General features: G+C 35.1%; 18 protein-coding genes and 1 other annotated feature (1 of these 19 running past the window's edge). All 18 genes read right to left on the bottom strand.

All coding sequences use genetic code 11. The features are described 5' to 3' along the window. Positions 1 to 233 (bottom strand): Asp23/Gls24 family envelope stress response protein (locus tag BCR24_RS05235; RefSeq protein WP_244884609.1); only part of this gene is annotated, 233 nt, incomplete at its 3' end. Positions 234 to 1,028: 795 nt separating this feature from the next. Further along, positions 1,029 to 2,561, bottom strand: a complete 1,533-nt coding sequence (locus BCR24_RS05230; protein ID WP_069639515.1) for a C47 family peptidase — start codon at positions 2,559 to 2,561, stop codon at positions 1,029 to 1,031. A 15-nt stretch (positions 2,562 to 2,576) separates the two neighbouring features. Beyond that, a complete protein-coding gene (locus BCR24_RS05225) occupies positions 2,577 to 3,236 on the bottom strand; it encodes a hypothetical protein (RefSeq protein WP_069639514.1) in 660 nt (219 codons plus the stop codon). 431 nt (positions 3,237 to 3,667) lie between these two features. Continuing rightward, entirely contained in the window at positions 3,668 to 4,384 is a 717-nt protein-coding gene (locus BCR24_RS05220; protein ID WP_069639513.1) for a hypothetical protein, read from the bottom strand. Between the two features lie 511 nt (positions 4,385 to 4,895). Further along, positions 4,896 to 5,828: a DNA-methyltransferase gene (locus BCR24_RS05215; RefSeq protein ID WP_239574225.1), complete on the bottom strand. Its 933-nt coding sequence runs from the start codon at positions 5,826 to 5,828 to the stop codon at positions 4,896 to 4,898. A 248-nt stretch (positions 5,829 to 6,076) separates the two neighbouring features. Beyond that, complete coding sequence (locus BCR24_RS05210; RefSeq protein WP_069639512.1) at positions 6,077 to 7,222, bottom strand: ArgE/DapE family deacylase; 1,146 nt, start codon at positions 7,220 to 7,222, stop codon at positions 6,077 to 6,079. Positions 7,223 to 7,410: 188 nt separating this feature from the next. After that, on the bottom strand, positions 7,411 to 8,238 hold the full coding sequence (gene purR, locus BCR24_RS05205; RefSeq protein WP_083244324.1) for a pur operon repressor: 828 nt from the start codon (positions 8,236 to 8,238) through the stop codon (positions 7,411 to 7,413). Positions 8,239 to 8,504: 266 nt separating this feature from the next. After that, entirely contained in the window at positions 8,505 to 9,341 is an 837-nt protein-coding gene (locus BCR24_RS05200) for a metal ABC transporter permease (RefSeq protein ID WP_069639511.1), read from the bottom strand. Then, positions 9,314 to 9,994, bottom strand: a complete 681-nt coding sequence (locus tag BCR24_RS05195) for a metal ABC transporter ATP-binding protein (protein WP_069639510.1) — start codon at positions 9,992 to 9,994, stop codon at positions 9,314 to 9,316. The genes BCR24_RS05200 and BCR24_RS05195 overlap by 28 nt, the downstream gene beginning before the upstream one ends. A gap of 72 nt (positions 9,995 to 10,066) precedes the next feature. Next, entirely contained in the window at positions 10,067 to 11,023 is a 957-nt protein-coding gene (locus tag BCR24_RS05190) for a metal ABC transporter substrate-binding protein (protein ID WP_069639509.1), read from the bottom strand. A 255-nt stretch (positions 11,024 to 11,278) separates the two neighbouring features. Next, complete coding sequence (ispE, locus tag BCR24_RS05185) at positions 11,279 to 12,130, bottom strand: 4-(cytidine 5'-diphospho)-2-C-methyl-D-erythritol kinase (protein ID WP_069639508.1); 852 nt, start codon at positions 12,128 to 12,130, stop codon at positions 11,279 to 11,281. A 394-nt stretch (positions 12,131 to 12,524) separates the two neighbouring features. After that, positions 12,525 to 12,770: a Veg family protein gene (locus tag BCR24_RS05180; RefSeq protein ID WP_010761984.1), complete on the bottom strand. Its 246-nt coding sequence runs from the start codon at positions 12,768 to 12,770 to the stop codon at positions 12,525 to 12,527. Positions 12,771 to 12,903: 133 nt separating this feature from the next. Next, positions 12,904 to 13,464 carry a sigma-70 family RNA polymerase sigma factor gene (locus BCR24_RS05175; protein WP_069639507.1) on the bottom strand — a complete coding sequence of 187 codons (561 nt, stop codon included), beginning with the start codon at positions 13,462 to 13,464 and terminating at the stop codon, positions 12,904 to 12,906. Between the two features lie 87 nt (positions 13,465 to 13,551). Continuing rightward, on the bottom strand, positions 13,552 to 14,082 hold the full coding sequence (locus BCR24_RS05170) for an NYN domain-containing protein (RefSeq protein WP_069639506.1): 531 nt from the start codon (positions 14,080 to 14,082) through the stop codon (positions 13,552 to 13,554). A gap of 68 nt (positions 14,083 to 14,150) precedes the next feature. Continuing rightward, positions 14,151 to 14,993: a 23S rRNA (guanosine(2251)-2'-O)-methyltransferase RlmB gene (rlmB, locus tag BCR24_RS05165; protein ID WP_069639505.1), complete on the bottom strand. Its 843-nt coding sequence runs from the start codon at positions 14,991 to 14,993 to the stop codon at positions 14,151 to 14,153. Next, positions 14,983 to 15,381, bottom strand: a complete 399-nt coding sequence (locus BCR24_RS05160) for a Mini-ribonuclease 3 (RefSeq protein ID WP_069639504.1) — start codon at positions 15,379 to 15,381, stop codon at positions 14,983 to 14,985. The genes rlmB and BCR24_RS05160 overlap by 11 nt, the downstream gene beginning before the upstream one ends. After that, a complete protein-coding gene (gene cysS, locus BCR24_RS05155) occupies positions 15,378 to 16,790 on the bottom strand; it encodes a cysteine--tRNA ligase (protein WP_069639503.1) in 1,413 nt (470 codons plus the stop codon). Before cysS ends, BCR24_RS05160 begins: the two co-directional genes overlap by 4 nt. Further along, the gene (gene epsC / locus BCR24_RS05150) at positions 16,774 to 17,322 is read right to left on the bottom strand and encodes a serine O-acetyltransferase EpsC (protein WP_069639502.1); all 549 of its coding nucleotides are present in this window, start codon (positions 17,320 to 17,322) and stop codon (positions 16,774 to 16,776) included. Before epsC ends, cysS begins: the two co-directional genes overlap by 17 nt. An 87-nt stretch (positions 17,323 to 17,409) precedes the next feature. Next, positions 17,410 to 17,494: a binding site (T-box leader), on the bottom strand (it continues 116 nt past the right edge of the window).

The following is a 17,494-nucleotide window of genomic DNA, read 5'->3' as shown; positions in this document are numbered from 1 at the left end:
TTTTTTGGGTAAAATATCGTACCCAACATTAAAATAAATAAAACAATGAAGACACTACCTGCAAGATAGAATGTAATCACAGGGAGCCAATCCCCAATTAATGGATACTCATCCAAATTTAATAAGTAAAATGGTATAGATACATATGTTTGATTGGATACTATTACTGAAAAACATAGATACATAAATAATAAAAGAAAAACAGCAACAAATGTTTTTTTTAGCTTACTCAAATTGAACCTCCTATTAGTTATTGTTCTCTTTCGACAATTAAGATAACAATAATTAGATATATTTATCAAAAGATATGTAATTAATGAAATAGTTAATAATAAACATAATAAACAAAACCGAAACAAGTGCCAGTATTGTAATAATCCTTTATAAAATAAACTTACATACTAATCTTTATCGATTTCTTTGCATTAAGGTACTCAATGGCTAGATAAGGAAAAACTTTCAGATCGAAATAAAAAGAATGATCTGTGAGGATCACTCTTTTTATTTCAATTTTCATATAATAATTATTTGAAAAGATCGAAAAAGCCAGAGGTTGTATTCAACCAATATTGTACAATGTTTATCCACATTATCTTCTTCCTCCCTTCTATAAGAATATAATACCTATTATATACTACTAAATGTAAAATAAAAAGATATTTATGAATTTAATATTATAAATTTAACTACTACCTTTTTATATATTTTATTGAGAATCGAAGTTATTTTTTTCGAAAGCGTACATTTAATTGAATCTGACACAATCCGCTTTTGTCAAATTCTACATATTCACTTAATTAGTGATTTCTGTAGAACAAAATAGGATAGAGAGAGTCTCTATCCTAAATTTATATTTTGAGCAACTATATTTAACACTCAAAAATCTTATAACAGAAGTGTACAAAAAATGAGCAATTGCCTATACCTCATTGAACTATTTCAAAACGAACAAAGAGCTTGCGACGTAAGTCTAAGCTCTTTACACGTAGTTATTATTTTAGATAGTTACACTTAAGAAAATGAATTTATTATTGGGTAATATCTTGCTCTAAAATCCATTTGTTCAATCCAGCTAAATAATAAGCTAACTTAGAATTTGACTGTCTTACTGGTTTCACTTGTATTGCAGAGTATCGTTTATTTCTTAACGATAGATCTAAAAATTCTCCTGTTTGAGCATTACTTGCCTTTGATAAAAGTAAGACATTTTTATTTAATAAAGGTGTCGGATAAGTTTTTACATCCTGCTCTAATACCCACTGATTGAGACCCTCAAGATAGTACGCTAATTTAGAATTCGACTGTTTCACTTCTTTTACATCTTTAATAATATATTCTTTACTTCTAAGATTTGTAGGAATATTACCACCGGTTTGGTACTGTGATGCAAAAGATTGCAAAGTAACTATTGTATTTATCTTATCTTGATATTTTCCTTGTCTAAAATTATAGATTGACCGATACCATTCATAGTTCGATGATCCTAATGTCATATATTGAGATTTACTTGAGACAATAAACGTATCTTCCCACCATGGATTCCAATAAAAGTAATAGGGCGGATAAGAAGAGATATCACCATTTTTAGGAGCAGTATATCCCACAAGGGCAATCGAGTGACCCATAGCAGTTGTTGACTTTAAATCAGTAATTACAGGTGCGTTATTATCAATTTCGTTTTTTATCATTGAAAAAGGGAGCGTATTATTAACTAATTTAAGTGAATATTTATAGGTTTTGTTAACATAGTTTATGATATCAAATAGATTTTGTTTCGTAATCCAATTCGAATCCATTAATTGTGTTTCCGTTGCATTAGGATGACTCTTATGGATAACCTCACTGGCTGAAGTGATTTGTTTACCAGCTTGGTGATTAATTGCTGCAGCCATTGTAAAATTTTGACACCATGGTTGATCTTCCTGTATTTCATAAACATTCCATGGAAGGATATTCGTATCAAATTCTACTAATGCTCTTGCTGATCTCAAATTTGGTTGTGCTGTTGGTTCTGTTATATCAATTGTTTTAACGGATTGACTGGTAGGAATTTCAATTGGAACATCTGTAGTATTGATTGTTAACAACGGCTGTTTTGTATTCATATAGTTATAGAAGATATTTTGATTTAAACCATCTAACTGAATTGGTTGCTCATTATTCGTAGTAATTGTTAAACTAACATCTTCTAATTTTTTTGCTAACGCCTTTGATAGCATGAAACTATCAGGATTTTGACTATCTGAAGAATCAATTTGTAAAAGATACGCTATTTGCTTGTTTTCTTTCGCTATAATTGGATAATTAAAAGCCGTACTTTCAGGATAACTAATGGTGAACGGTTGTCCTAAATAATAGTCTGTACTACTTCCATTATCTATCAACATCATTTTATTTAGATAGTCTTGCCAATTTTGCGTGGCTAGTACAGTCGTTTCATTTGGGACATCAGTTGATTCCACATATAAAGAAGCAGCCTCAGCTTTTGTTACTCCTCCTACATTTAACATAAAACCAACAGTCAAAAGCAATCCAAGTCCAAAACGTTTTACATTCTTCATCTGTATTCCACTCCTTTATTTGTTAAACCCGTATAATGTAGATACCCATTTAAAGGTAACTTCTGCCGAAGGATCAACATAGCTTTCATTCAATAACAAAGGAATTCTATTTTCACCACCGCTGTATATAGCACCATTTCCGTGGTTCACACTTCGATACATGTAAACAACTTGAGGAGGTCTACCAGGAAAAGTAATCTTTTGATACCCGTATATAATTACTGACGTTTCTTGCTCTATCCAATAATCACCATTTGCAGATAAATAGGCAATAACTGGTCTCCGGTTTGATAGTTCCTCTTTTAATAAAGTCAGATTCAGTTGACCAGCACTAATTTTCGTTTTATAGCTTTGATTGTTCAAAAATTTATTTGACTGTTCCAAATTAGCAGTTACAGATTTTAATTGTGCATCGCTATAATTTGGATAAATATATTTGAGTAATTGATTGGGTTTTCTACTAGTTGAACCTTCCACAAAATTTAATACATTAACTACTGATAGTGGTGTAGGTTGCATAGTAAATACTTTATTGAATGGTTGATTATATTCTGGTATCACAACTGTTTCTACTTCGGGTGGAACAAAATCTGCATTTACATGTTGGATATTAATATTCAAAAATAATGAACTTATAATCAAGAATAAAGATATTACTAATTTTTTTCTTTTCATAAGCTTCCTCCAAATTAATTTTTGACAACTAAAATTTTTTAAATTACTAAAATATATAATTAGTCAAGCATATTTCTCGTAAGTAATGAATTTACGAGACAAACCAAAATAACACAAAACAATAGTACTAATGTTTGAAAGCTCATTTTTTCATTCAGATATTGTAAGTAGAAAGTGAGTGGTGATAAAACAAAAATGTATACAAATTTTATTAACTTAATTTGTAACATAAAACTGTATACTATCAACAAGATACATATATTCATTAATAAGATGTGAGTCAATATCTCAACATTAGATAATGACGTATTATAAATATTTGTAGTACAAAGGTATTGTGTTAATACAATTAGCACAATACCCAGAACGATAGATATTTTATTTTTAAATTTGATATTGATCATCTCCCAAATGATACTGACCGCGTTATCTTATTTATATTTGTCTTGCGTCCATAGAGAATAAACTGTTGTCCATGTGTTTCTTTCATAGACGGTACCTGTTCCATTTTTTATCCTATTTAGATTTAAAGCTACATTACTAAAATACCACCCATCATAAAAAACACCAAAACCTATAGAAGCAGAGATTGCTACCCCTATAGGGCCTGTGATCATACCAGCTACTGCTGATCCTGCCAGACCTCCAATTCCTCCTGCTAATCCAGCATATTGACCTACATCTTCAAATTCGATAATTTTACGCTTAGTATTAGATTCATCCCACCAAACTCTTTGATAATTCCAGCCTTCCTCATAGTAATTTCTATTGTATCTATTCGCCATTCTATCTTGGATTTGAGATTCAAATTTTGTATTTTTGATATTTGTTATTGCTTCTTGAAAAAATGATTCATTTGTGAATTCTATTCCAGTTTCAGTAGCCAATTTATTAAAGTCAAATGAATCTACAATAGATTTGATTTCTTTCTCGTCATAAACATATCTCCCATTTTTAATCGTTAAAACCAAAGTGATTTCATTCTGCATATCAGTAAATCTTTGTATTTCAGCATTTTTTTCTGCATCATTTGTTGCTGTCTGCACGACTGATTCATCAATTGTATTAGATTCTGCCAAAGTAGTAAATGGCATTAGAACACTTGTTGACACCAAAAGTATTAAAGAGCCCAAAAAAATTTTTTTCATAATATAACTCCTTACAAAAGTATTTAATAAAACGATTTCATAAAGCATAAATCTGACTTTATGTATACATAGCGTTTTATTAATATAAAAATAGCATTTATAATATTGAATGTAAATATAAATATGTACATTATGTTAATTTGCATAATGTAGTTCTCTATTATTTAGTTATTCAAATTTTTGTGGTATAAAAAAATGCACTCTAATTTTTATTACAGTATCTTCTCATACTTTTAAAATCGAACAACAGTCATTTGTCTTATACTGTACAATTTTTTTACATTCAAAATTAACGAAAAAAAAACACTGTTACCAGCTCCTATCATTTTTTTAATGGTACAATTTCTTTTTAGCTATTTGGCAAAATAAACGGATATACCTAATCAAATAGCAGTTATACTCGTATAATATACACTTATTCCATATATCGATATAAAATCTATACCATAAAAAAAATTGCAAAACTGATTTTCTGTCTTCTTATTTCGTAAAATTTAGGTATACTCAAAATTTACACGCTGTTCAACCGTTCTAATGAAGATAGATAAATATCTTTGTCCTTTTCAAATCCTAAAAAATGTCTGTTATTTTTTTTACATACAACTCCAGTTGTTCCACTACCCCAAGCATTATCAAGTATCAAATCGCCTTCGTTAGAATATGTCTTTATGAAATAGTCAACAAGTGATTCAGGCTTTTGTGTTGGGTGTATTGCTAATTTTTGTTTGTCAGTAGCAAACGTTAAAACGCTACGTGGGTATCGTTCTGTAGAACCACCTCCAGAAATGCCTACTTTGGTTTTACCGTAGTTACTACCATCATTTTGGTGCTTAGTATAGCTATTTACTGGCTTATGTCCTGTTGTTTTTTGAGGATTGAAAGTAGGTAGCTTTTTATAAAAAACAAGAACATTTTCATGTGCCTTCATTGGCATTTTTTTTGCGTTTAAATGTCCAGTAGCAGTTGTTTTTTCCCAAATCCATTCATACCTCAACATATCTAAATTACTGTTAGCAAGGATTTTATCAAAAGGTGTTTGAGCTGTAAGAACGATTGCCCCATTGTCCTTTATGATTCGTTTATACTCTTTCCAAAGAGGTTCAAGAGGAATTAAACTGTCCCAATGGTTATTTGTGGTTGCATAGGGTAAATCACAAAAAATCATATCTATAGTATGATCTGGAATCCGTTTCATGCCTAATAAACAATTTTCATTAAAAACTTGATCCCACAGTTCAGTAACACTTTCTACTGTTTTCATTGCTTCACTTGCTACTTTAGTTAAAAAATGACCATACTGATTATTTTCAGATAATTTTTGAATTACTCGATCTGTAGTTCCTAAATTGAGAATCACACGTTGTTTGACTTTGGTTCCTTCTCTATAATTCTCCGCTAAACTCCAATATAGAGTATTGTTTACTTTCCTTCTTTTCAAAAACATTTTGACACTACATTTCCAATTTAAAGGATAGATTTTTTATAAAATAAATCTATCCCAAAAATGGTCGTCTATGATTAGCTTACTTTTTATTCTATAATTCAAGAAACATTTCAAAATCCAAATACCCCTTAATATTTTCAATTAGTTCAATGTTTTCGTTACCTAATTTTTCATAAAAAAAGTGCCTATCTGCGAAACACACAGATAGGCACTTTCAGGCTTCTTCTCTTCTAATTTTCTGATTAGATTTAATCTAAATAAGTCGTTGCCATTTCTTTATAAATAGCCACCATTTCCAAATAGTTATCCACATCCACATATTCATCTACTTGATGAGGTGTTTCATTACCTGGACCAAAAATGATCACAGGAAATACTTTCTTCCCTTTTGTAAATTCAGCTGCATCGGTTGTACCTGAAATACCAACCATTGGAATATCGACGTTAACTTGTTTTTTCGCTACTTGTTGAGCGATTTTCGCGATATCAGAATCTTTTTCACTTTTCACTGAAATTTTATTCGCTTCAATACTCAAGGTTAAATGATACGTCTCTTTTTGGTTCAGCTCATCGATCAGTTCGTTCATTTTTTTGATGACCAGCTCATTATCATAACCAGGGATCGTTCTGATATTCCCTTGAAGACTCGCTTCACTTGGAATACTGTTGATTTGTTCCCCGCCGGAAATCATCGTTACATTATAGATAAAATCGCCTAAGACTTCATCTGTATGGATTTCACTGCGAAATAATTGATTGGCTCTAGAATAAAAGTCGTTCAAATGATCGATTGCATTTACACCGAGTTGGGGCATTGAGCTGTGGGCATTTTTTCCAAGAGACGCTACTTTGAAATTGATCGAGCCCTTATGAGCATAAACGATCCCAGCATAACCTGACGGCTCACCGATCACCATTGAGGTCACATCATCAACATAGCCTTCTTTGGTTAATTGTTCTGCCCCTAATTCACCGACTTCTTCACCCACTGTAGCGATTAAACGCAAACGTCCATTAAATTCTGCTTTTTCTTCTTTCAATTCGATCATAGCAATTGCCATCGCAGCTAACCCGCTCTTCATATCACAAGTGCCACGACCGTACATTTTACCATCACGAATTTCAGGTTTGAACGGATCAGAGGTCCAGTCAGAAACATTTCCTGCTGAAACCACATCCATATGCCCTGAAAAGGCTAAGACTTTTTCGCTATTTTTATTGCCGATCTCAACAATTAGATTGTCACGGTCTTTGTCGTATTCTAAAAAGCTTGAGTCGATGCCATGTTTTTTGAATAATTTGCTTAAATACTCAGCGACTTCTTTTTCGTTGCCATTGACTGATTTGATTGCAACGAGGTCTTTTAAAATTTGTATTTTTTCTTGTTTTTCCATTGTGTTAGCCTTCTTTCATTTGATTTATTCAGTTTCTCATCGTGTGTGAGAAAAACTGAATAAATTTGCTTACGAATTAACTATACACCTGTTTAGGGGATTCGTTAAATAAAACTGGTTACTTTAATAAAAATGTACCGTTTTCTTAACAAAAAACCAGCCATCATTTCTGATAGCTGGTTCCAACTCTATTCATCAAAATAATTCCCTGGCACAACATTGATCGTTTTCGTCCGTGTATCAACGTCTTCCACATAAAGTAACGAAGTATAATCTTCGATCGCACGTTGACCTTTAAATTTAGACTCTGCAAACACAGTGATCCCAACAAGCTCTGCCTCAAATTCTTCGATCAGGCTCTTCATTCCGTTAACGGTTCCGCCGCCTTTCATGAAGTCATCCACGACTAACACTCTTGAACCACGTTTTAAGCTGCGTTTTGATAATTCCATTTTTTCGATTCGTTCAGATGATCCAGAAACATAATTTACACTGACGGTTGAACCTTCAGTGATTTTTGAATCACGGCGAACAATTACAAAGGGAACATTTAAGTAATAAGACACAGCTTGAGCGATCGGTACACCTTTAGTGGCTACCGTCATAACGGCATCGATTTGTTCATCTAAATATTTAGAAGCAATAATTAGGCCCACTTGACGTAGTAGTTTCGGCTGTCCCAGTAAATCAGAAAGATAGACATATCCTCCTGGCAGCAGACGATCTTGTTCTGATAAACGTTCACATAGAGACTTCACCAGTTCTTTTGATTCCTCATATGGAATTTCTGGAATAAACCGAACGCCGCCAGCAGCTCCTGGAATCGTCTCAAGAATTCCTGTTCCTCGCTGTTTGAATGTCTTTTTGATGATGGCTAAATCCTCACTAATCGATGATTTAGCTGATTTATAGCGCTGTGCAAAATAGGTCAAAGAAACCAATGTATGGGGATGATCCAATAAGTATTGTGTCATATCGATCAATCGTTCACTTCTTCGAATTTTAGAATCTGTCACTTCTTCTCCTCTTTCCTTTAAGGCTTATTATTCACAAGAATAATCAATGTTCCTTATTTTTTATAGGTTCGTTATTCATTAATTTTCAACAACTAAAATAAATGATACTTCCTCATTATCTATCGTTCCTATTATAGGGTGTTTTGTAAAAAAAATCGAGCATTTTTTAACAAAATTGGAAAATAGTTCGCAATTTAAGAAACAAAAAAGAAGATAAAAGAAAAAACTTTCGTTTTTCCTCTTATCTTCAGCTAAATTATACCTGTTTATCTCTGATTTATCTTTTTATTCCGTTGCATCGTCATCACTACTTTACGAACCACACTTACAAGAATGAATAATCCAATAAAAATCAAAGTAATGCTAGCACTTGGTGGTGTTTCTAAATAATACGAACCTGTTAATCCTGTTAGCATGCCGATCAACCCCATGATGACACTAATAATAATAACTGTATTGAATCCTTTTCCAATTCGCATTCCGATTGCAGCTGGTAAAACCATGATCGCTGAAATCAATAACGCTCCAGCAATCGGGATCATCACTGCGATTGCCACACCTGTGATCACGTTAAACAACATTGACATCCAATGAATTGGTAATCCATCTACATGGGCAGTATCTTCATCGAAAGTCAAAACGTACATCGGGCGTTTGAATAATAGGAATAAAACGACTAAGATCACAAAGAGAACAGCTAAAATGACTACTTGCTGCCAAGTGATCGTTACGATCGAGCCAAATAAATAGGACTGAATACTAGCTGCTGAATTCCCTCCGCTAAGATTCATCAACACCAGTGCTAAAGCGAGTCCGCCTGACATCAAAATCGCAATCGAGATTTCCGAGTACGTACTATAAATCATTCGTAGGTATTCCAAAATAATAGCAGCTATGATCACGACAACAAGCGTCATGATATCTGGATTCCAATTTAAGAAAAATCCTAGAGCAACTCCAGCGAGTGATACATGAGAAAGAGTATCTGCCATCAACGATTGTCTTCTGATCACAAGAAATACACCTAGCATCGGTGCAATCACCGAAATAAAGGTTGCGGCCAAGAAGGCTTTTCTCATGAACTCATATGAAAGCATCTCCATTGTGAATCCTCCTTCCGAACTAAACGAATTTGTCGATCAGCATACGATTTGATATCTTCATGATCATGAGTGATCATCAAAATCGCTTTGCCATGATCATGAGCATTATGCCTTAACAAGCGATAAAATTCTTTTCTAGACGTTTCATCCATTCCCGTTGTTGGTTCATCTAAAATAAATAAATCAGGGTCTGTCGCAAAAATACGCGCTAAACTGATCCGTTGTTTTTGTCCACCAGAAAGTTCCCCGATCCGTTTATGGCGCATGTCCCACATACCAACTGCTTTCAAGGCTTTTTCCACATGCTGATGGTCTCTTTTTGTTAGTGGCTTAAACCAGCGATTACGCGGAAAACGGCCTGAGCGAACTAACTCGATCACGGTACTTGGAAACCCTGCATTAAATGACGCAACTTGCTGTGGAATATAACCAATACTAAGTTTTTGTCCTTCTGAATTCTCCTTGGCAATCGTAATGACGCCTTTCGTTGGTTTTAATAGTCCCAAGGTACTTTTGATTAATGTTGATTTTGCTGCGCCATTTTCACCGGTTAGAATCACAAATTCACCTGGATCAACATAATACGACACATCTTCTAAAACAGGCTCATCATCGTAATAAAATGTGAGGTCTTTGACTTCAAGATAATGCATGTCCATTCTCCTTTTTGATCTAAAAAAATCTGGGACAAAAACGAGGATCGCTTTTGCCCTTGATTTTTATTTTTATTTCACACTTTTCTTCAAGGCTTCCAGATTGGTTTTCATCACTGAAATATAATCTTCCCCTTGATCTTGTTCTTTTTGGGTAACACTCTCCAGCGTATTCAGCACTGCTAATTCAACGCCTGTTTCGCGTGCCAGGGTTTCAGCAACTTTTGATGAAGCTGTTGTTTCAAAGTAGATCACTGATACATTATGCTCTTCGATGTATTTTTTTAATTCTGCTAAACGGCTTGGTGAAGGTTCTTGATCTGGTGAAATTCCAGCAATCGATTCTTGTGTCAATCCGTATTGTTTCGCTAAATAGCCAAATGCAGCATGTTGGGTGACGAAGGTTTTGTTTTTAGCTTTCGCGAAAGCCTCTTTGTACTCTGTGTCTAATTCTTGCAGTTTTTCTAAATAAGCGGTTGTATTTTTTTCAAACGTTTCTTTTTGCTCTGGATATTTCTCCACTAAAACATCACGAATTGCTTCCACTTCTTTTTTAGCTAAAACAGGATCTAACCAAACGTGAGGATCTAATTCATGGCTATGGTCATGTCCATCATGGTCATCTTCTTCATCCTCGTGAGCAGCGCCTTCCATTAAATCGATTGAACCTGCCGCTTCTACCACAGCAACTTTTTTCTCATCAACATTTTCCAAAACATCTTTGACCCACGTTTCTAATTCATGACTATTATACACAAATACATCAGCATCTGTTATCTTGGCGATGTCCTTGGCACTAGGTTCATAATCATGCGGTTCTGTTCCTGCTGGAATCAACAATTGAACCTCTCCAGCATCACCTACCACATTTTTAGCAAAGTCGTACATTGGATAAAACGTAGTCACAACGTTGATTGTACCATTTTTTTTAGCTTTATCTGTTTCTTTTGTTTGTCCGCAAGCAGTTAGTGTAAAAATCACTGTCATTAATAGTAATCCAACACTATATTTCCAGTTTTTTATCCTCATCTTTTTGTCCTCATTTCGATTTACCTTGATCAAATCGTAATATTTACGATTTGTTAGCAAGAACTAATTTAACAGATGAAAAAGAGAACGTCAAGAGAAAACAGCAAAAATATTTTATTGCAGAGAGCTTTGCTGACTTTGAAATATGTTACTGATGAAAAATAGCTACATTTTAAACGTCTTATAAGTAATGAAAAACCACTCAATTGAGTGGTTTTTCATTACTATTCATGTTTCTACTATGTTCTGCTTCGATTATTTTAACGTCCGCACGATATATACTTCATCGCAAAAACCTTTTAAACCATTGTAAATCCGTTGTGCGCGCGTTTTCTTTTCACATAATGCAAATACAGTTGGACCACTACCGCTCATTAACGCTGCATCTGCCCCATATTTCATCATCCGATCTTTTATTTGCTGGATCACAGGATGCCGTTTGATCGTCACACTTTCCAAAGCATTACCGATTTTTTCTGTCATCAATAGATAATCATCCGTTTCAATCGCTTGCTTCAACCCATGAATATCGGGGTGCTGAATGTTATTAAAGGACAAACTACTAAAAATAGAACTGGTCGAAACACTCATTCTAGGTTTTACTAGGACAACCCAACACTGTGGCATCGATGGTAAAAACTTTATTTTTTCACCACGCCCTGTGACAAAAGCTGTTCCTCCATGAATACAATAAGGAACATCTGAACCAATTTTACTACCCAATTCTGCAAGCTCTTCTAAAGACAGTCCAAGGTTCCATAAACGATTCAGACCTCGCAATGCAGCAGCACAATCACTGCTACCACCAGCTAATCCCGCTGCAACAGGTATTCTTTTTTCTATATAAATCCTAACTCCTTGAGTAAGGCCAAACGTGTTCTTCAGCAATTCTGCTGCTTGGTACACGTGATTTCTTCTATCTACTGGTAAAAAAGAGCTATCTGTTTCGATTAGTATTTCGTCTTTCGGCAATAATTCAAAAGTCAGCCGATCGGCTAAATCCACACTAGCCATGATCATCTCTAATTCATGATAGCCATCTTTTCTTTTATAGAGCGCATCCAACCCCAAGTTGATTTTTGCGGGCGCTTTTTCTATGATTTCCATTCTTTTCACCTATCTAATCCAATACCTAACCATCTTCACAATCTTTTAAATTCTAACATATGTTGTCAGAGAAGTATATATTCGGATAAAAATTGCTTTATAGTTCAAGTTATGACTAAAAAATTATGACCCCACTCAACACTGTGGACTCATGGCTTTCATACTTTTTGACGGATTAAATAGTTTTATTAACGAGTCCATAATCAAGTGCTTCTTCTGCAGTCATCTAATACTCTCTAGCAGTATCATTTTTAACTTGCTTAGTGTCTTTACCAGTTTCTTTCGCAATCAAATTGAATAGTTAGAGGTTTTTTTGCTATAGATGTGCAATTATAATATAAAAAATAGAGCTAAAGCGTTTTCGCTTTAGCTCTATTTTTAAAATCAGTCATGTTTAGACTGCTTCACTGACAAATTCAATCTCTACTGTGCGTGTCAACACATCAGAATAACTATAAGAAACTCGTTCAAATGAGTTTTCGTCTGGATCTAAATCTACAACGAAGACAGATGGATACGTTTCTGTCAAAATACCGTTACGTTCTGTTTGGCGCTTTCTGCCGGTCTGAGCAACTAATGTGATTTTGCTGCCGATACGACATTCTAGATCTTTTTTAATTGACGCTAAAGTTGTTGGCATTGCATTCACCTCAAGAGCCAGTATATCACATATTAATAAAAATAACAAGTTTACCATAGCAGAAAATGAAATGCAACTATTTATAATTGATAAATGGATAATTATTTGATGTGAATAATTTAAAAATTCTCATTTAATCATAAATAATTCCTTTCAATTTCTTTTTAGCTCGATCATAGGCACTTCTAACCGTAATTTCTCGGCTATCCGTATCTTTGGCGATCTCTTTCAATTCTTTACCATTCATATATTCTTGAAACGTCACTCGTTCAAATGAAGACAGTACTGTCGGCAACTGCTCCAGCTTCTCTCGGATGATCATTTGCTCTAGCACGTCAGCATCTTCTGTCTCAATATAGTCAAAAAAAGATTCTCCCTGATTCTCTATCTTCTGATCTAATGAGATGGACTGGACGTCGATTGTCCGCTTAACTGCACATTGCCTTCTAACCAAACTACGAATATGATTCTCAAAATTTGACTTAAAAAATTGCCCAATAGAAACGTTATGTACCTCATCATATTTTTCTAAAGAACGATAAAAAATGATCCGGCCTTCTTGAAGCCAGTCTTCACGATCAAAGTCTCTCAGATAATACTTTTTTTGAAACTTGTACACGATTGGGTGATATTTCCGATACAAACAATCAAATGACACAGTGTCCCCTTTTAGGATTTCTTCATACTTGTTCATTGACAACATTCTCCTTCCAAGCATTCTACCAAAATGCTTGGAAAAATCGTACCACTATTCTCAATAGAAATATAAACAAATTGACATTCAATTTTTCTTTTTAGACAATTCGTCTAGTTTTTCAGACAACTTTGATAATTGATCAATATTCCAAGGGGAATTTCGTCGAAAGTCTTGAAAATGGATATCTGTTGTATGAACAGTAATCGTATGTTCTGTTTTTTGAACATTTTTATACAGCTCGTTAGCCGACGCGCGTAAAGCTCCTTTTGAAAAAACCAACCACTGTTCTGCTAAGTCACTAGTTGCAACCGTCACTTGAGTCAAACGATCATTTTTCTCTCCTGCAATTCGCTCAATATAGCTATCAGCTGTTTCTTCCTCTTTAGTGAAAACTACTGTTAAATGATATTTTTTATATGTTTGCTGAATTCCGGGAACTAATTGTGCATCAAAAACAACAATTACTTCTAGATCCTCATATTTTGCATAATTAGATAAACGCTGTAACAAAACTTCTCTGGCGTCTTCAAGTTTATTTTGGTTCTTCAATTGAACAAGTTCCGGCCAAGAGCCGATCATATTATAACCATCAACGATCAGTAACTGTTTCTTCATTTTGTTTTGCCACCTTCTTTATATAAGAAATCGAGAAAAAAGTAACTTTTTTCTCGCCATTCAACTAATTATTTTATAGGATTTCGCCCACGATAAGCCTCATACATCAGCAGACCAGCTGCAACACCTGCGTTTAAGCTTTGAACGTGTCCTGTCATTGGTATTGTCAATAACTCATCTACTTCTTTATGAAGACCTTGGCTCATCCCGCGTCCTTCATTTCCAATAATCAATGCAATCGCACCTTGGGTATTCCACTGACGATAATCTGTCCCTTTCATATCCGTTCCGAAAATCCAAAAATTATTTTCTTTCAAGGTCGCAATACTTTGCGTTAAATTGGTCACACGAGCAACAGGAATGTACTCTACAGCGCCAGTTGACGCTTTTGTTACAACTGGTGTGATTCCAACTGCACGGTGCTTGGGAATGATGATTCCATCCACTCCTGTAGCGTCTGCTGTTCTTAAGATCGAACCAAAGTTATGAGGATCTTCTAAGCTGTCTAAAATTAAGAAAAAAGGGGCTTCTGTCTTGTCTTTTGTCCGATCAAGTAATTCATCTAGCGTTAGATATTCATAGGCTGTAATCGCTAATACGATCCCCTGATGAACCCCATGATTAGTCATTGTGTCTAACTTTTGTTTTGGAACCCATTTAACAGGGACTGCATTTTCTTTGGCTAATTGTTTTAAGTGTTCGACCTTTTCACTTTTGCTGTCTTCTTGCAAAAATAATTTATTGCCACGTCCTTGTTGAATGGCCTCGATCGTCGCATGATTGCCAAAAACAAAGTTATCTTCGATTTCTTCTTGTGAAACTTCTCGTTCTCTTTTGATTGGTTCTTTTTTAAACGGTTGATTTCTTTGTGGCTTCTTGCCTTTAAAAGGATGTTTTTTGTCATTTTTCATTTTTTTCACCTACTTTTTTTATACACCAATCGATCAATTCTTCCAAGCGTTCTGTTTGTTTCGTTAAGTGTAAATACCCCATCAAGGACTCAAAACCTGTTGCAATTCGATAAGTAGTAATATCTGCATTTTTTGCAGAGGTATGGCTTTTAGCATTACGTCCACGTTTGTACATTAGTTCTTCATCTTCAGTAAGTCGTTTCTCTTCAATCAAAGCTTGAATTAGAAATGCCTGCGCTTTTGCTGAAACATAATGTGTAGCCATACGATGCAGCGTATTGGGCTTTGTTTGACCTTGTTCCACTAAGTAATCGCGTATATAGATTTCATAGATTGCATCTCCCACGTAAGCTAAAGCCAAACCATTTAATTGTGTATAATCTCTCATTCACTTCTTCTCCATCTAGTTCCTTGTGCTGTGTCTTCCAAGGTTATTCCTTTATCCTTCAATAAATCACGAATTTCATCACTGCGAGCAAAATCACGATTTTTACGTGCCTGATTGCGGTCTAGGATTAATTGATCAATATCATCATCCAACAATTCGTCTGATAAGAAGAAAATACCGAAAATACTTACCCACTGTGTGAATTGCTCCAACGCCTTTTCTGTAACGCCTATTGAAACCGTTGCTTGCTCGCTGTATTGATTCAACCACTTAGCTAATTCATACACGACAGTAATGCCATTAGCCGTGTTAAAATCATCATCCATTTCTGTCGTGAAACGTGTCTCAAATTCGATTAGTTCTTGTAATTTTTGGTGATCCTCGTCAAGTTCTGCTAATGCATCAGACTTTCTAAAAGACAAGTTTTCAAATGCATTTTTCAATTTTTGTAAATTGACTCCCGCTTCTTTCATCGTTGTTTCACTATAACGAATCGGACGACGATATTGGGTGGTTGCCATGAAGAACCGTAATACTTGAGGATCAACTTGTTTCACTAGTTCATGGACCGTTACAAAGTTTCCTAATGATTTACTCATCTTTTCATCGTCTTCACCAATCGTGACAAAGCCATTATGCATCCAATAATTCGCAAATGTTTGTCCCGTTTTCGCTTCACTTTGCGCAATTTCATTTTCATGATGAGGAAATTCTAAATCTTGTCCGCCACCATGGATATCAATTGTATCACCTAAATGTTTGGTTGCCATAACAGAACACTCGATATGCCAACCCGGACGCCCAGCTCCCCAAGGAGAGTCCCAAGAAATTTCGTCTGCTTTTGCGCTTTTCCATAAGGCAAAATCTAAGGGATCTTCTTTCAGTGCTTTTTCTACACCGGTACGCTGACTCGCGCCGATTTCTAATTCGTCGATCGATTGGTGACTCAGTTTGCCATACCCTTCAAATTTACGTGTTCGATAATATACGTCTCCTTGTGATTCGTAGGCATAGTCTTTATCGATTAGTGCTTGAATAAAGGTCAGGATATCCGGCATATGATCCATTACGCGAGGATGACTGGTCGCTGGCATTACATTTAGCACATTCGTGTCTTCTTCAAATGCATGGATAAAGCGTTCAGCCACTTCTGGTGCCGTGATACCTAAGTCTTTCGCTGCTCGAATGATCTTGTCATCAACATCTGTAAAATTTGATACATAGTTTACTTCATAGCCGCGATATTCTAAGTAACGTCTGATTGTATCAAATGCCATCGAGCTGCGGGCATTGCCAATGTGGATATAATTATACACAGTCGGTCCGCAGACATACATGCGAACTTTCCCTGCTTCTATCGGTTGAAAAACTTCTTTTTCTCTCGTTAATGTATTATAAATTTGAATCATACGCTTCCTCCAATTTCTCTCCTTTGATTCTGACCACTTTTGCTGGAATCCCTACAGCGGTCGCATCGTCTGGGATATCTGTTAAAACAACTGCTGCTGCACCGATTTTAGCTCGTTTGCCGATTGTGACCGGCCCTAGAATTTGTGCATGTGCATGGATCATTGCCCCTTTTTTAACTGTTGGGTGGCGTTTTCCTGTATCTTTACCTGTTCCACCTAATGTTACTCCATGAAATAAAACGACATCTTCCTCAATTTCCGCCGTTTGCCCGATCACAATCCCCATTCCGTGGTCGATAAAAACTCCTGAAGCGATTTTGGCTCCTGGATGGATCTCGATCCCGGTTAGAAAACGCCAAAATTGTGCATGAATTTTGGCTAGCAAAAACAAGCGATGGCGATAAAGAAAATGTGAAAAGCGATGCCAAAACAATGCATGTACACCAGGGTATGTAAGTAATGCTTCTGCTGTCGAACGCGCTGCTGGATCATTGGTTTTGACCGCTTTTACAGCTTTTTGTAACCACCCCATAGTTATTCTCCTTTCGTTTTAAACTTAAAAGTAGAGCATAGCTGAATAATAAAATAAAAAAGCGTCTTTTAAACGAAATAACTTCGTTTAAAAGACGCTTACGCGTGGTTCCACTTTTCTTCACAGGTTTCCCTGCCTCAAAACAGATAACGGTTGTTGGCCGTTTTCAGCT

The sequence above is a fragment of the Enterococcus ureilyticus genome, from assembly GCF_001730315.1.
Lineage (GTDB): Bacteria > Bacillota > Bacilli > Lactobacillales > Enterococcaceae > Enterococcus_L > Enterococcus_L ureilyticus.
This window is presented reverse-complemented; position numbering and strand designations above follow the sequence as displayed.

Excerpts from the sequence above, each read along its gene's own strand:
- BCR24_RS05220 (WP_069639513.1), bottom strand. The coding sequence starts at position 4,384 with ATGAAAAAAATTTTTTTGGGCTCTTTAATACTTTTGGTGTCAACAAGT.
- BCR24_RS05195 (WP_069639510.1), bottom strand. The coding sequence starts at position 9,994 with ATGCATTATCTTGAAGTCAAAGACCTCACATTTTATTACGATGATGAG.
- BCR24_RS05170 (WP_069639506.1), bottom strand. The coding sequence starts at position 14,082 with ATGAAGAAACAGTTACTGATCGTTGATGGTTATAATATGATCGGCTCT.
- BCR24_RS05190 (WP_069639509.1), bottom strand. The coding sequence starts at position 11,023 with ATGAGGATAAAAAACTGGAAATATAGTGTTGGATTACTATTAATGACA.
- BCR24_RS05210 (WP_069639512.1), bottom strand. The coding sequence starts at position 7,222 with ATGGAAAAACAAGAAAAAATACAAATTTTAAAAGACCTCGTTGCAATC.
- BCR24_RS05180 (WP_010761984.1), bottom strand. The coding sequence starts at position 12,770 with ATGCCAACAACTTTAGCGTCAATTAAAAAAGATCTAGAATGTCGTATC.
- BCR24_RS05175 (WP_069639507.1), bottom strand. The coding sequence starts at position 13,464 with ATGAACAAGTATGAAGAAATCCTAAAAGGGGACACTGTGTCATTTGAT.
- epsC (WP_069639502.1), bottom strand. The coding sequence starts at position 17,322 with ATGGGGTGGTTACAAAAAGCTGTAAAAGCGGTCAAAACCAATGATCCA.
- BCR24_RS05215 (WP_239574225.1), bottom strand. The coding sequence starts at position 5,828 with ATGTTTTTGAAAAGAAGGAAAGTAAACAATACTCTATATTGGAGTTTA.
- BCR24_RS05160 (WP_069639504.1), bottom strand. The coding sequence starts at position 15,381 with ATGAGAGATTATACACAATTAAATGGTTTGGCTTTAGCTTACGTGGGA.
- ispE (WP_069639508.1), bottom strand. The coding sequence starts at position 12,130 with ATGGAAATCATAGAAAAAGCGCCCGCAAAAATCAACTTGGGGTTGGAT.
- rlmB (WP_069639505.1), bottom strand. The coding sequence starts at position 14,993 with ATGAAAAATGACAAAAAACATCCTTTTAAAGGCAAGAAGCCACAAAGA.
- BCR24_RS05225 (WP_069639514.1), bottom strand. The coding sequence starts at position 3,236 with ATGAAAAGAAAAAAATTAGTAATATCTTTATTCTTGATTATAAGTTCA.
- BCR24_RS05230 (WP_069639515.1), bottom strand. The coding sequence starts at position 2,561 with ATGAAGAATGTAAAACGTTTTGGACTTGGATTGCTTTTGACTGTTGGT.
- BCR24_RS05200 (WP_069639511.1), bottom strand. The coding sequence starts at position 9,341 with ATGGAGATGCTTTCATATGAGTTCATGAGAAAAGCCTTCTTGGCCGCA.
- cysS (WP_069639503.1), bottom strand. The coding sequence starts at position 16,790 with ATGATTCAAATTTATAATACATTAACGAGAGAAAAAGAAGTTTTTCAA.